This is a genomic window from Calothrix anomala FACHB-343, assembly GCF_014696435.1.
Classification (GTDB): Bacteria; Cyanobacteriota; Cyanobacteriia; order Cyanobacteriales; family Nostocaceae; genus Aulosira; species Aulosira anomala_A.
The window spans coordinates 52,170-67,876 of sequence record NZ_JACJQG010000030.1 but is presented as its reverse complement, the minus strand read 5'-3'; the positions used below and the strand labels follow the sequence as shown (position 1 = coordinate 67,876).

Sequence of the window (15,707 nt, the reverse complement as noted above, 5' to 3'; positions counted from 1 at the left end):
TTTGTTTTATTGAGGCGATCGCACTGCCATAATATCATTGACCGTTGCAGGCGATCGCACTTCCACACTATCATTGGGAACCGAAGGCCATCTCACAGTTAAAATCGTACAGTCAGACTGTGCAATCCAACAATGGGGTACACCCGCACACCACAGCACATAATCACCGTCACGAGATAAGATAATTTCTCTATCCTCAAATTGAAGGCAAAATTTCCCACTAATTAAAATAGAAAGCGTAGCAGCTTGATGATTAATCGCCCACTCGCTTCTACATTCTCCTGCTTTATGAACACCCCATTTTATTTCTATTGCTGAAGTTGAGCGCGGATCGTCATCTGGTGTAATAAAATGTCCCATAAACCAACCCCAGCGATTTGCACCCTCGCTAACAGCATTCCCAAAAATAACATTAGGCTGCATTCTTTACCTCCAATTTAATCTCGAACAATTCTGATAAAAATCATCAAAATCCTTATTTCCTTATAGTTTGTCGCATTAATTTTGATTGGTTACAAACGAACCGCAAAGACGCGAAGTACGCGAAGAAAGAGAAAAGAAGAAGAAACTTATACCGATTCTCTATAAACTTACACTAAATGATTACCTCTCTGTTTCTTGGCGTACTACCCTACGGGAAGCCGCTAGCCTGCGGCAACGCTCCGCGAACGCGTCTAATGCGTACTTGGCGGTTTATTAATAAATATTAGGTGCATCATCACAAAGAAATGGTTATTACCCGACATAATTAATACGACAAACCCCTAGCTCCTAATCCCTAGCCTCTATCAACTCAGGAACTAAAATTTTCCCTGTATAACCTGCATGATTGTATTGTTCTAAAGCTTGAATTGCGCCTTCTTCTTTACCTGAGGCTACCAACGCCACACAAGCACCGCCAAAACCCGCACCAGTTAACCGCGCACCATATACACCTGGAGTATGTTGTAAGATTTCTACCAATTTATCTAATGCTGGTACGGATACTTCATAATCATCCCGTAAACTAGCATGGGATGCATTCATTAACTCGCCAAAACGCTCAGGTTTTACTCCTTGCAATACTTCCAAGACACGGTTATTTTCTGTCACCACATGACGGGCGCGACGGTTTAATGGTTCGGGCAAGCTTTCTGTTACACTAGCATCAGTAATATCCCGCAGTGCCCTAACAAATAATAATTTCGCTGCTTCTTGACATTCAGCGCGACGCTGATTGTAACCGCTACTGGCTAAGGTGCGGGGTACGCCACTATCTATCACGACAATACTAGTGTTACTTGGCAAAGGAAGTAACTGACGTTCTAAACTGCGCGTATCTAAAAACAAAATATGTTGATTGTCAGCCAAGCTACAAGCCATTTGATCCATGATGCCGCATTGTACGCCAGCATAATGAATTTCTGCTTGTTGGGCAAATTGCGCAATTTCTACATCATTAATTGGAAGCTCCAAAAGTTCGCGAATTGCTCTAATTGTCGCTACTTCTAAAGCGGCACTGCTAGATAAACCAGAACCGATAGGAACTGAAGATTGAACGTAAATATTGAGTGGTGGAATGGTGTATTGTGCTTGTTTCACTACTTCTATACAACCAAAAATATAACTAGCAAATCCTGAAGGCGAATGATGAATATCTAAAATACTCACACGTTCTTGCAGATTTTCTGAATAAAATTGATGTTGTTCATCATTGCTATAACCTAGCTTTACCGTTGTTTGTTGGGGAATCGCTGTCGGGAGAACAAAACCATCGTTGTAGTCGGTATGTTCGCCCAACAAATTCACCCTTCCTGGTGCGCTAGCTTCAGTTTCTGGTGGTTTATTAAATATCTCTTGAAAAGTCATAATTTCTCTAAAATTGCCAATTTATATTCATTCTCCAAAATTCGCCTAAAAAATCTACTTTTCTTCATTTTGAATTTTGAATTTTGAATTTTGAATTTTTATGATTTTTCTAAAGGTACAGCGCGGAATCTACCTTCTACTTCAACATGAGGGAAGTTTGCATCAAAAGTTAAATTTTCTAATTTCCCATCTTGGAGAATGACAAAAGTATCTTCTACCTTTGCACCTGTGACACTTGGGTTCCAAGCAATAGCCATATTTTCCGTTAAAAAATCCTGTGTTTGAGGCGTGGCTACAATTTCTCGCGCTAAATATCCTGTAGTTCCTCCTTGGTGATGTTGGCGAATAGCATCAGGAAAACCATGCTGTTCGTAAGCTTGAGCTAAAGCATAATAAACTGCATCCAGCGTCATTCCTGGTTGAGATGCAGATAAAGCTGTAGCTTCTATTTCCCGCACATGACGATGTAATTCGGCGTCATCTGGAGAAAGGCTACCAAAACAGACGAATCTTGTCAGGTTAGCATATAATCCATAGCCTCTGGCGCAAAAAACCAGCATTGCTTGGCGTCCAATTCTTTCACCTGTGGCTGTAGCATGGCGGTAAAGAGGTAAACGTCTCTCACCTGCTACTAATGTCAAAGCTGGATGCAAACCTAGCGCCCATAAGGCTTCCGCACCCGCACCAGCTAATTGAAATTCTGTCCAATCAGGTTGTGCTGCTTGTAATACTTCTGTCATTGCGGCGCTGGCTTTTTGTCCGACTTGGCGATATCTTTCTAATTCTGTTGGTAATAATCTGCGTTTAGATTGTTGTAGAGATGGTGGTATGGGTTGTTCTAATTGAGAAGAAGGGCGATCGCTAATTATCTTACCTCCAGATGTGGCATCGCGCACAAAAGCCTCACGCGCCGCCGCATCAGCCCAAGGATTAACATATAACTTAAAATTACTTGCTAATTCTTCATCTTTCAGACGTTGGGCTTCAATTTCATCCGTCAATATCCATGCATCTTCTTGAGTAACTAACAATTCGGCTACCCCTGTTTCCGCAGTTAGCAATACAGTGTGAGAAGCGCCAGCAGTCGCCCAAGCAAACCAATCTGTACCGCGCAGACGTACACCCTCAACCTCAGCTTGCGAGAGGGTTTGTCTGATTATTTTTAACTTCTGAGATACTTCTTCATTCATATAGTATTTTCACAAATGAACACAGATGATTAATTATCAAAATCATCTGCATTAATTTGCGTCCATCTGTAGTTTTAGATTTAAGTAGCCGTCATAAACTGGGTACACCAGAACAAAAAATTGATTAATCCCCCATGCCCTATGCCCTATGCCCCATGCCCATTTTCCAGCTAGGTGTTTCTAATTTTGGCTAGAAAATTAAATATTTTCCGAGACGTTAACACCCATGATTTTAGCTGGTATAACAATGCTGTAATAAGCAGCTGCGATCGCAGCTAATGCATTCAGTAAAACATTGTTACCAAATAACGGCATTAAACCGAAAAATGTCTTCGCAAAAGGTAACAATCCCAAAATAGCTAGCAGCGCATAAGAAATTGCAAAGCCCCGGTTGAATAGCCGCGCCGTTGTAAAATTGTTATAACAAGCAATGCCTAACAATCCTACAGAACAGCGAACAATATTATGCAAGAAATTAGTAGGAATTAACCCAAAAAGATAACCAAAACCCGCAGAATATGCACCAGCAGCTTGATCTACTGGTACATAAGATGCGCTTGAACCTGGTAATGAAACTAAAGCTGGGATAAATCCCGCTAAACCTAACAGTAAATAACTAATGCCAATAACTAAAGAAATGTAACGCTCCGTCATTCTTGCCTGGTTGATGTTTTCCATGCTTCTTCTCCGGTTAATTATGTGCTAGTTGAAATATCAATAGGTTTACTCGACTCCAAAGCTATCTCAAATGAATTTCCCAGATTTTGATAATAATTGCAGACTTTGCTTGACGATATCCATTCATTACGAGCAGCATTGAGGAGAAATAATCGCTTCAATGACTGAGATAAATAGAAGCGATCGCCTAATCTTTACTAATCCCAATATAAGGATATTAGGCATTGCTAACAATGCTTTCACCTAACCTAAGACAGAGAAAAGATATATAGAAATCTGATTTGATTTGTTAAAAATTAAAATTTGCTGCTACCTACTAAAACCCTGATACGCTGGGCAATGCCAACCCCATTAAAAAATATACAGTAGGGGCATGGCAGTGCCATGCCCCGAAAGGCGTAATGTTGACTTTACATATAATATTTCACAAAGCCTTGAAGATTATTATATAAAAACTGAAAGCCTTAAAATTAAGTCAACAAGATTAATTAATTTACTTATTTAGAGCAAAATTTGATTAAAAATTAAAGTAATAAATGCTACAAAATAAGTTTAATAATTATCTAGAAAAATTAATACAGCATATTTCAGGTAAATGAGGTAAGCGCTTCGGGGCATGGCAGTGCCAGTGCCCCTAAAATCAACGATAATTTGTACATCACCAACTGGCAATATGCTGTATATGCATTTTGCAATATTTATCGAATTAAATGTACGCAACCGGGCAGACTAAAACTCTTACATAGACTTATAATCAACAGTAAATATCTTTTCCTTTGTGGATTCACGTCTTTGCGTAAGACGAAAATATTTAGGGAATATATCAATTAGCGTACTTACAGTCATTTTGTAAAGGATTGACCGTAATATATTGCCATTTGAATGATAAAAATTATGAATAATTGCATATCTATAGCCATTTAATGTACTGGGCTAATTTAGCCATCAAGAATATCAACTTTTCCCACAACAGATAATACTGAAGAATTAATAAATAAATTGATTTTATATTTATTTGGATAGATGAGATATAAGAAAATTAATAGTAATTTATTATTAATTCAACCAATTAATGATTATACCGATTCCATAGGTAAATAAGACCAAACTATGTTGCATTGCCTGAGAGTGAGTTTGGTGCTACCTGAACCAGAAAAGGTATTAGCGATTGGCTAGTGAGAATTAATAATCGAAATACAGAGAGCATCTATGGCAAGTGAAAAAGCTAAAGTTAACAACAATGGTGTTAGCAATATTATTTCGCCAAAGCAAGGTACAAACAAGCGATCGCATTTAGAGGAGACGCAATCATCAACTCAATCACTCTTAAATATAGCTTCATCAAATAAAAAGACCCAAATCACAGAAACCTTTCAAGATACACCCGATATTATCTGCTTATCTCATTTACGCTGGAATTTCGTCTATCAAAGGCCGCAGCATCTTTTAAGCCGTTGCGCCCAAGGAAAGCGAGTCTTCTTTATTGAAGAGCCAATTTTCTCCGACGATCCCGTGGGAAGGTTAGATATCAGCGAAGATTCTACTGGTGTCATCGTGGTTCTACCCCATCTCCCACAAGGTTTGAGCGCAGACAGAATCAACGCAGATTTACAAATCTTAATTGATGGGTTATTTGCCGCGCATAATATCCATAAATATATATGTTGGTATTACACACCAATGGCGATCGCTTTTACTCGCCACTTGCAACCCCAAGCAGTCATTTACGATTGCATGGATGAATTATCTGCATTCAAAGGCGCATCACCTACCTTAAAAAATTACGAAGCCGAACTATTCAAGATTGCAGATCTCGTATTTACAGGCGGACAAAGCCTCTACGAAAGTAAAGCCAATCAGCATCTCAACGTCTATGCATTTCCTAGCAGCGTAGATGTTCCCCACTTTGCGCAAGCGAGAACTATTTCCGAACCTGCAGATCAAGCCCATATTCCCCATCCGCGCCTCGGGTTTTTTGGCGTGGTTGACGAACGAATGGATATAGAATTGCTAGCTGGGATTGCTGAAGCCCGTCCAGATTGGCATTTAGTAATTATTGGCCCTGTGGTGAAAATCGATCCCGCAGCTTTACCACAACAGGAAAATATACATTATCTCGGCGGTAGAGATTATAAAGAACTACCTGCATATTTAGCCGGGTGGGATTTAGCGATGCTACCATTTGCGCGCAATGATTCAACACGCTTTATTAGCCCCACCAAAACACCAGAATATCTAGCAGCCGGGAGACCGGTAGTATCTACCTCAATTCGCGATGTGGTGCGTCCTTACGGCGAGTTGAAACTGGTGCGGATTGCAGATACAGTGGCTGATTTCGTCACTGCTGCTGAACAAGCAATGCGAGAGGACACCAGAACATCCGAATGGTTGAGTCGAGTAGACGCCTTTCTAGAAAAAATTTCTTGGGATCGGACTTGGGCTTCGATGATGAAGCTGATTGATTCTGCGATCGCAGCTCGCGATAGTGAAGATAAAGCAAACTCTAAAGGTGCAGCCAGTACCCAAGCACCAAATATCATTACCAGAGATTTTGTCTTTGATTACCTGATTGTGGGTGCTGGTTTTTCTGGTAGCGTCATTGCAGAACGTCTCGCCACTCAATCTGGTAAAAAAGTCCTGGTTGTAGATAAGCGCAATCACATTGGTGGTAATGCTTACGACCATTATGACGAGCATGGCGTTCTCGTACATAAATACGGCCCTCACATCTTCCACACCAATTCTCGCGAAGTCTTTGAATACCTCTCACGCTTTACTCCTTGGCGTTCTTACGAACATCGCGTTCTTGCTAGTGTAGATGGGCAACTTGTACCAATTCCCATCAACCTCGACACCATCAATAAGTTGTATGGGATGAGTCTCAATTCACTGGAGATACAGGATTTTTACAAATCCCTAGCTGAACCCATCGAACAAATCCGCACTAGTGAGGATGTGGTAGTCAGTAAAGTGGGGCGAGAACTGTATGAAAAGTTTTTCCGAGGCTATACCCGCAAACAATGGGGACTCGATCCATCGGAACTAGATAAATCAGTAATTGCCCGGATACCTACCCGTACCAACCGCGACAATCGGTATTTTACAGATACTTATCAGGCAATGCCATTACACGGCTTTACCCGGATGTTTGAGAATATGCTCAATCATCCAAATATCAAGGTAATGCTGAACACAGATTACCGGGAGATTAATAAAGCAATTCCTTGCAGGGAAATGGTTTATACAGGCCCTGTAGATGAATTCTTTGATTATCGCTACGGCAAACTACCATACCGTTCCCTTGATTTTAAGCACGAGACACACAATACGTCGGTGTTTCAACCTGCGCCTGTGATTAACTATCCCAATGAGCATCTTTATACCCGTGTGACGGAGTTTAAATATTTGACAGGTCAGGATCACAGTAAAACTAGTATTGTGTACGAGTTTCCCAAAGCTGAGGGCGATCCTTACTACCCTGTACCGCGTCCAGAAAATAACGAAATGTACAAGCAGTATAAGGCGCTGTCTGATGCCGCATCAGGAGTATATTTTGTTGGGCGGTTAGCGACTTACAAGTATTACAACATGGATCAATGTGTCGCTCAAGCTCTGACTGTATACAAGCAAATTGCAGTTAAAGCTGTGTAAGTAGGGTGCGTTATGGACTTTAGTCCTAACGCACCGAGAATTTTGAATAGTCCGGTGCGTTGCGCTACGCGACAACACACCCTACAAAATTTGATAGGACTTATGCAAGGACAACGGAAAAAGAAACCGCAGAGTCCGCAGAGGAATAAGAATTTGAGAGATTTTGTGGGTAAGTCTTAGTTGAAAAATCAAATATCAGCTTGAGTTGTAAATTATGGCTTCTGCTTTCCAATCGACACTTAACACTACGAAATCACAACTTCCCTTAGAAGTGTGGGCTGGTGTGGAGTGTACGGTTAATCGTGTGGGTGAAGAGTATTTCGATCAGTTAGAACGCAACGGTCATGCAATGCGCTTGGATGACCTAGATTTATTCGCTGAACTGGGGATACAGGCGATCCGTTATCCTGTGCTGTGGGAGCGGATCGCGCCCAATGGTTTAGAGAATGCTGACTGGTCTTGGGCGGATGAACGATTAGAACGTTTACGGGAACTCGGTATTCGTCCGATTGTGGGTTTAGTACATCATGGTAGCGGCCCCCGTGATACGAGCTTGATAGACCCAGAATTTCCAGAGAAATTAGCGGTTTTTGCCCGTGCGGTGGCGAAACGCTATCCTTGGGTGACCCATTACACACCAATCAACGAACCACTGACAACAGCCAGATTCAGTGGGATGTACGGACACTGGTATCCTCACGGCAGAGACGATTTAACTTTTGCCCGTGCGTTATTAGGGGAATGTCGAGCGATCGCACTTTCGATGCAAGCTATCCGCGAAGTTAACCCCGATGCCAAACTAGTACAAACGGAAGATTTGGGTAAGACTTACAGTACAGCAAAACTAGCGTATCAAGCAGAATTTGAAAATGAGCGCCGTTGGTTGAGTTTAGATTTATTGTGCGGTCAAATTACTCCAACTCATCCCATGTGGGATTACTTGCGCGACAGTGGTATCAGCGAGGCTGAACTGGCAGTATTTAGCCAAAATACCTGTCCGCCTGACATTATTGGCATTAACCATTACCTCACAAGCGAGCGCTTTTTAGATGAAAATCTCGAAAATTATCCAGCTTGCACCCATGGCGGTAATGGGCGGGATAACTATGCAGATGTGGAAGCTGTACGAGTATGCACTGAAGGTTTAGCAGGCCCGCGTACCTTGCTCAAAGAGACATGGGAACGCTATCAACTACCTCTAGCTGTTACAGAAGTTCATCTCAGTTGCACTCGTGAAGAACAGTTACGCTGGCTGAATGAAGTTTGGAATGCCGCCCAAGAATTACGAGAACAAGGTGCGGATGTTCGCGCTGTCACAGCTTGGGCGCTTCTCGGCAGCTTTGATTGGAATAGTTTACTGACTCGCTGTGTTGGATATTACGAGTCAGGGGTGTTTGATTTGCGATCGCTACGTCCCAGAAAAACTGCGATCGCTAAAATGGTGCAAGATTTAGCAGCAGGACGTAAACCCAATCACCCCATACTTGAAACCCCAGGCTGGTGGCATCGTCCAACACGTTTGGTTTATCCAGCAGTTAGCTGTGGCAAAAGCAAAGAGGAGTTCGCTTCTCAACTTTCCCCTCGTCCTTTGGTAATTATTGGAGCTACAGGGACTCTGGGCAAGGCTTTTGCACGGTTGTGTGAAGTTAGAGGTATATCCTATCGCCTACTGACACGGCAAGATATGGATATTGCTAATCCAGCTTCCGTGAATCAAGTCCTTGATGAATTACAACCTTGGGCAGTTGTTAACGCTGCCGGATATGTGCGCGTAGATGATGCCGAACGGGAACCCCATATTTGTTTAAAGGTAAACGCTGAAGGCCCGGCAATTTTAGCAGCCGCTTGCGCTCAACATCACGTAGCACTCCTGACTTTCTCCTCAGATTTAGTATTTGATGGCGCTGTCTCTAATCCCTATGTGGAAACTGATAACGTTGCTCCTCTGAATGTCTATGGCTGTAGCAAAGTATTGGCAGAAAAGCTAGTATTGCAAGCTAATCCTGCATCTTTGGTGATTCGCACCAGTGCATTTTTCGGCCCTTGGGATGAGTACAACTTCGTCACCATCGCCTTACGCCAATTAGCAGCCGGGAATACCTTTGTCGCCGCAGAAGACGCGATCGTCTCTCCTACCTATGTACCGGATCTCGTTCATACCAGCCTAGATTTGCTGATTGATGGCGAGAACGGTTTATGGCACTTAGCGAATAAAGGGGCTATTGCTTGGGCTGACTTAGCAAGATTAGCCGCCAAAAAAGCCGGTGTGAGTGTCAACAGTTTAATTTCTGTACCCACCCAAGAACTAGGTTTCATCGCTCCCCGTCCAGTCTACAGCGTTCTCGGTAGCAGTCGCGGTGAATTAATGTCACACCTTGATAGTGCCATTTCCCGCTACTTGGAAGATAGAAGATAAGAAATTTGAGATTTTGTGAAAAACGGATTTTAAATCCAATGCCCAATGAAAAACACAATTTTAGTTACGGGAGGAGCCGGCTATATTGGCTCCCATGCAGTATTAGCTCTAAAAAATGCAGGTTATGAAGTTATTGTTTTAGATAATCTGTCTAATGGACATCGAGAACTTGTAGAAGATGTTTTGCAGGTAAAATTGATTGTTGGCGATATGAGCGATCGCTCTCTTCTTGACAACATATTTTCTACTCACAATATAGCTGCTGTAATGCATTTTGCTGCCTATATTGCTGTAGGTGAATCTGTTACCCAGCCTGCCAAATATTATCAAAATAATGTTGTCGGTACTCTGACACTTTTAGAAGCCATGCTAAAAGCGTCAGTCAACAAATTTATCTTTTCTTCTACTTGCGCTCTTTACGGTGTTCCTCAGTTTATTCCCCTAACAGAAAACCATCCCCAAGACCCAATTAGCCCTTATGCTACTAGCAAATGGATGGTAGAGCGAATTTTATCTGATTTTGATACAGCTTACAATTTAAAGTCTGTACGTTTCCGCTATTTTAATGCTGCTGGTGCTGACCCCAATGGCTTGTTAGGTGAAGACCACGAACCAGAAACTCATCTGATACCATTGGTGCTATTAGCTGCTTTAGGTAAACGGGAATCTATTGTTATTTTCGGTACTGATTACCCGACAACAGATGGTACTTGTATCCGAGATTATATTCATGTAACTGACTTGGCACAAGCACATATTTTAGGTTTAGAATATCTGCTTAAAGGTGGAGAAAGTGAAGTATTTAATCTCGGCAATGGTAGCGGCTTTTCGGTTAGGGAAGTAATAGAAACTGCTAAGGAAGTTACAGGAAAAGTTCTCAAAATCGAAGAACGCGATCGCCGCCCTGGTGACCCGCCTATTTTAGTCGGTAGTAGCGATAAAGCCAGACAAAAATTAGGTTGGCGACCTGAATACCCCAATTTAAATGAGATTATTCGCCATGCTTGGGAATGGCACATAAAAAGGCACAAATAACACCAGTTCATCAGAAGTCGGCGGGAAACTCCGATCCCTGGGTGGAGAGGGATAGCTGCCCGCCGACTTGGGGTATTGGGCATTGGTAATTCTTTGCCATGCTCTCTTCCTTATGTCCAACAACTCTAACCAAGGATCGGAGTTTTTCATAATTCGTAATTAAGAAAATCACACTATTCAATACATAAAATAAGCAAGATGTAAAGATTTAGTGCCTATTTCCTTTGGTAGATTAAATTAACTTAAAAGGAATCAAAATATAAGGTACGGAATTAAAAAGTTAATTGTGAATTATTTACTTTATGCAAAATATTTATGGCAATATTCAAGGAATAAAAGCTAGCCAAATCAAACGATTACAGCAGCTTTACGAGCAAAGGGAACCGGGAGATAGATTTATTACGGCAGAGTTTGCTCAAACTTTAGCTAATTTAAGTACCGATATCCATCACCAAATTTGTTGTTATATAAATCGGCGCGGACAAGTTATCCGCGTTGCAGTAGGAACACCAAGCCAGACGCAAATTCCAACTGATGAATTACCCCGTCGCAGTGCAGAACGTTTAAGCGGAATTCGTTGTATTACTACTCAATTTAAATCCGAATTGCCTGATTTATCAGCGTTGGTAGCAATGACAAATCAGCGCTTAGATGCTTTGGTAATGTTAACTATAATTGATGGTGAAATAGATGACGCTTTTTTAGCTTATCTTTTCCCCGATCCAGAAAATCCTTGGATAATTTCGCCTCCTCTAACTTTGGATGATTTAACTGAACAAGAATTCGATATTTTAGTTGCGGAATGGGAAAAAGAAATTGCTGATGCTGGAGGGAGTGTATTTCTTTCTCAAGACATCATATCTGACCAAGATAGAGTTTTATTAGTTGGAGTACATACCGATGATGTATCTACCCAAAGGTTTGAAGATGGACTTGCGGAACTGGTGCGTTTAGTTGAAAGTGCTGGGGGAATTGTCCTCGATGTCATGCGACAAAAGCGCGATCGCCCCCATCCGCAAACTGTTGTTGGTAAAGGAAAGGTGGAAGAAGTCAAGCTTTTAGCCCAAAAAGTTGGTGCTAATTTGATTGTTTTCGATAGAGATATTTCTGCATCTCAAGCCCGCAATTTGGAACAAGAAATAGGTATAAGAGTTGTAGATCGTACAGAGGTAATTCTCGATATTTTCGCTCAACGGGCGCGTACTCAAGAGGGAAAATTACAAGTAGAATTGGCACAACTCGAATATATGTTACCTCGCCTGCGCGGTCGCGGTCAGGAAATGTCTAGATTAGGTGCGGGGATTGGAACGCGGGGGCCTGGTGAAACTAAGCTAGAGACGGAACGGCGAGTGATTCAACGGCGAATTGCCCAACTACAAGAAGAAGTTAACCAATTACAAGCACATCGCGCCCGGATTCGACAACAACGACAAGAACAAGAAATTCCCGTTGTGGCATTAGTCGGTTATACAAATGCAGGTAAATCTACTTTATTGAATGTATTAACTAATGCCGAGGTTTACACCGCAGATCAACTCTTCGCCACCCTCGATCCGACAACACGTAAGGTGGTAATTATTGAACCGGAAACAAAACAACGCCGCTCAATTCTGCTGACAGATACAGTCGGGTTTATTCACGAGCTCCCACCACCGCTAATGGATGCTTTTCGCGCCACCTTAGAGGAAGTGATAGAGGCAGACGCTTTAATTCATGTTGTGGATTTATCTCACCCAGCTTGGGAAAACCATATTGTCAGCGTTGAAGAAATACTCGCAGAAATGCCAGAAATTCCCGAAAAGAGTCTGATTGCTTTTAACAAAACCGATCGCGTCACCAAGGAAACTTTAGTAGCAGCACAGGAAAGATACCCAGAATCTGTGTTTATATCAGCGACTCAGCACTTAGGTTTAGAGACATTAAAAAGGCGATCGCTTGAACTCATCGATGAACCTACAGAATCAATTACAATTCCGCAAAATTCTTACTAATTAAAGGAAATTCTATGATACCGACTATCATCGTTCACGGTGGAGCAAAAACCATTTCTGATGAAAAAGTTGCTGCAAATCATGCCGGTTGTACAGCCGCCGCAGAAGCTGGCTGGGCAGTATTGATTAGTGGCGGTAGCGCTGCAGAAGCAGTGGAAGCAGCCATTCGTGTATTAGAAGCCGATCCAACATTTAATGCTAGTTTGGGCGCAACTCTCAACAGCGATGGCGAAGTAGAGTTAGACGCAGCGATTATGGAAGGCTCTTTAAATTGGGGAGCAGTTGCAGCTGTTCAAGGTATCCGTCATCCCATCTCTGTAGCACGTAAAATTATGGATGACAAACCCAGGCTACTAGTAGCGCGGGGTGCAGAACGCTTCGCTACCGAATGCGGTGCAGAAATGTGTAATAAAGAAGACTTGATTGCCCAAGAGCAATGGGAACAGTGGAAAGAGGATCGAGAAGTTAGCGATCGCCCTAACACCGTAGGTTGTGTAGCTTTAGATGCAAGCGGTCTCTTAGTTGCTGGTACTTCCACAGGCGGAACTACGAAGCAACAGTGTAGTCGCGTCGGTGACACTGCCCTTGTTGGTTGTGGTTTATACGCAGATAATAAACTTGGTGGTTGCTCAACCACAGGTGATGGCGAATCGATTATCCCGGTGGTTTTGGCGAAAACTGCGATCGATTTTCTCACTGGTGACAGACACCCAGACGAAGCTGCAAAAATGGCAATAGAGGCTTTGAAATCTAAAGTTAAAGGTGAAGCGGGATGTATCCTGATAGATCGTCAAGGAAGGGTAGGCTGGGCGTATAACTCATCACACATGGCTTGTGCTTATATGACTCCAGAACTAGATCAGGTGGCTTTCTTTACCCAAAAATAACTCATAGATTCTAAAATAAAACTTTTAATTTTCATAATCCTACCCATAAATAGATGCGGTTACTCAGAGAATTGAATAATATAGAAATCCCATTTAATTTATGAAAAAAATATCCGTATCTGTAAGGTTGGCAACGCTTACGGAAACCCGGATATAGTGGGCTGTATTATGGGTGCCGTATCTTAGAAACTTGAATTAATTACAAAAAAGGTAAATCAGGAAATGCTGACTGTATTTTCTGATTTACGAATTTGTTGTAGTTAAACTCACATGCAATATTTACAGAATTCACTTCGTATTGCAGATGCGAGATATACAAAAGAATGTGTTATTGATAAACATATTTAAATGCTTTTAGCCAGGAGAATTAATATGCAATTTCAAATAGAATGCAATAGTGAAAAAAGTAGTCAAGTTTGTTTAATTTGTCGCCAAACTTTTCAGATGCTAGCAGCCAGATTAATTGTCTGTAATGATGATGGAGACGGCTACGGGGAAATTTGCCACCAATGTACAGCTAAGGGTGGTAATTGGGTGCAAGGTCAACTCCAAGAATTCAAACACAATATTGTACTAGCTTAAATATGAGAGCAAGGCGATGGAGAAAATAGCAACCCTTGATGAGTTGATAACAATTAACAGCAAGTGATAAAAAAGTTATCACAAATATTGTTGTATGGTGTGAAAATATTACGCTCAAACTCAACTAATTGTAGAGGTATTGGTTGAGTTTGAATTTCTTAAATCTGTCTGATATTAAGAAGAATTTTTGCTGCATAGTGGGTTAGCAAAAGTTGCAACCCACCTAACATTTTATGCTGAATTCTGAGCTTTTCTCAGCTTACTGATAGGCACCAAACCTAGTGACATCTCCATTATAGGTAGTTCCATCAGGCATGAGAGAATTAGACAGATCTGCACCAAATAGCTTAGTTTGCTTAAGGTTGGCATTTGATAACCTTGATCTTCTCATTTCAGTATTGGACAAATCTGTTCCTGATAGATTAGCGCGAGAGAGAATTACTCCCCTTAGCTTGGCATTTTTCAGCGATGCATTAGACAAATCTGCATCAGAGAGAATAGCCTCTGTTAAATCGGCTGAGGTGAGATTGGCATTTGATAGCCTTGTATTACTCATCAGAGCATTATATAAATCTGCCTCAGCTAGATTAGCCCCTGTTAGATGAGCCTCCTTTAAGTTTGTCCCCATGAGGATGCCTCCCGATAAATTGGCTCCCGTTAGGTTAGCGCCTTCGAGTGTTGCATCATTGAGTAAAGCACCAGAGAGATTGGCGTTTGATAGATTTGCGCCACTGAGAGCGCTACCATATAAATCTTTATTCGATAAATCGGCTCCTGATAAATCGCATTTAACACATGCGTTAGTCATAAGCAACTTATTGTAATCACTTGAAACGACAGCGTTAGCCGACAATGTAGAGAACGTTAAGCTAACGATAATGGCAAAAGCAATAGCAGAGAGTCTACGAAACCAAGAGGTCATACTCATATTAGATTTGAGAATTAAGGTTTTGTGGTGATTGTGTCAGTGAACTTTTGCAGAAGAGGGTTAACGCCAATCGTCGGATAGGTTTGGGAACTGACAATAAAAGTTAAATCGTTCTCCTCAATACCCATATCTTGCGACTATTTTGGCTTTTGATACCAGGCGATCGCATACCAAAGCTGGACGATATGAGAAGCGATCGCTCCGCATATTTTCGACCTCAGATGTGAAAAACTTACCTAATAGTCAAAAATTACTTGTTATCAGGGAGTTCTGCATTAACAATAACCAAGATTTATTATCAACAGCTTATATACGTATTTACATCAGTATTTATACGTAAGCAAATGCGGATTATACGCAAATTAAGTCTGTTGGCGTTGTTAACTTATTCAGTTAATTGGGGTTAATTTAGGCTAAATAGGTAAATCTTTGTATATGCAAAGATTTTTAACCTTCTTGTAATTTTACTTCAACTATAGGAATCCGATTTGATTTCTGAAA

The 15,707-nt window shown here is 41.5% G+C and carries 12 protein-coding genes; 7 read left to right on the top strand and 5 right to left on the bottom strand.

Features of this window, described 5'->3' with window-relative positions; genetic code table 11:
* Nucleotides 1–6 precede the first annotated feature (6 nt).
* From H6G08_RS18205 to H6G08_RS18190, 4 genes are all read right to left on the bottom strand, one after another.
* Entirely contained in the window at nt 7–423 is a 417-nt protein-coding gene (locus tag H6G08_RS18205; RefSeq protein ID WP_190545440.1) for a cupin domain-containing protein, read from the bottom strand.
* 348 nt (nt 424–771) lie between these two features.
* Nucleotides 772–1,848, bottom strand: coding sequence for a galactokinase (galK, locus tag H6G08_RS18200; RefSeq protein WP_190545438.1), 1,077 nt, complete (start codon nt 1,846–1,848; stop codon nt 772–774).
* Nucleotides 1,849–1,946: 98 nt separating this feature from the next.
* A complete protein-coding gene (locus tag H6G08_RS18195; protein WP_190545436.1) occupies nt 1,947–3,038 on the bottom strand; it encodes a M24 family metallopeptidase in 1,092 nt (363 codons plus the stop codon).
* Nucleotides 3,039–3,236: 198 nt separating this feature from the next.
* Nucleotides 3,237–3,716: a DUF4383 domain-containing protein gene (locus H6G08_RS18190; protein WP_190545434.1), complete on the bottom strand. Its 480-nt coding sequence runs from the start codon at nt 3,714–3,716 to the stop codon at nt 3,237–3,239.
* A gap of 1,209 nt (nt 3,717–4,925) precedes the next feature.
* Here H6G08_RS18190 and glf point away from each other — a divergent pair.
* The 6 genes from glf to H6G08_RS18160 all read left to right on the top strand — a co-directional run bounded on the left by glf (nt 4,926) and on the right by H6G08_RS18160 (nt 14,278).
* Nucleotides 4,926–7,367 carry a UDP-galactopyranose mutase gene (glf, locus tag H6G08_RS18185; protein ID WP_190545432.1) on the top strand — a complete coding sequence of 814 codons (2,442 nt, stop codon included), beginning with the start codon at nt 4,926–4,928 and terminating at the stop codon, nt 7,365–7,367.
* Between the two features lie 214 nt (nt 7,368–7,581).
* Nucleotides 7,582–9,783 carry an SDR family oxidoreductase gene (locus H6G08_RS18180; protein WP_190545430.1) on the top strand — a complete coding sequence of 734 codons (2,202 nt, stop codon included), beginning with the start codon at nt 7,582–7,584 and terminating at the stop codon, nt 9,781–9,783.
* A 45-nt stretch (nt 9,784–9,828) separates the two neighbouring features.
* Nucleotides 9,829–10,818, top strand: a complete 990-nt coding sequence (gene galE / locus H6G08_RS18175; protein WP_190545428.1) for a UDP-glucose 4-epimerase GalE — start codon at nt 9,829–9,831, stop codon at nt 10,816–10,818.
* A gap of 302 nt (nt 10,819–11,120) precedes the next feature.
* Nucleotides 11,121–12,809, top strand: coding sequence for a GTPase HflX (gene hflX, locus H6G08_RS18170; protein ID WP_190545426.1), 1,689 nt, complete (start codon nt 11,121–11,123; stop codon nt 12,807–12,809).
* A 14-nt stretch (nt 12,810–12,823) separates the two neighbouring features.
* A complete protein-coding gene (locus H6G08_RS18165) occupies nt 12,824–13,696 on the top strand; it encodes an isoaspartyl peptidase/L-asparaginase family protein (RefSeq protein ID WP_190545424.1) in 873 nt (290 codons plus the stop codon).
* A gap of 372 nt (nt 13,697–14,068) precedes the next feature.
* A complete protein-coding gene (locus H6G08_RS18160; RefSeq protein ID WP_190545422.1) occupies nt 14,069–14,278 on the top strand; it encodes a hypothetical protein in 210 nt (69 codons plus the stop codon).
* A 259-nt stretch (nt 14,279–14,537) separates the two neighbouring features.
* Here H6G08_RS18160 and H6G08_RS18155 read toward each other — a convergent pair whose 3' ends face one another.
* On the bottom strand, nt 14,538–15,086 hold the full coding sequence (locus tag H6G08_RS18155; protein WP_242046188.1) for a pentapeptide repeat-containing protein: 549 nt from the start codon (nt 15,084–15,086) through the stop codon (nt 14,538–14,540).
* Between the two features lie 262 nt (nt 15,087–15,348).
* On the opposite strand from H6G08_RS18155, the gene H6G08_RS18150 reads away from it, so the two are divergent.
* Nucleotides 15,349–15,546, top strand: a complete 198-nt coding sequence (locus H6G08_RS18150; protein WP_190545417.1) for a hypothetical protein — start codon at nt 15,349–15,351, stop codon at nt 15,544–15,546.
* The last annotated feature ends 161 nt before the right edge of the window (nt 15,547–15,707 follow it).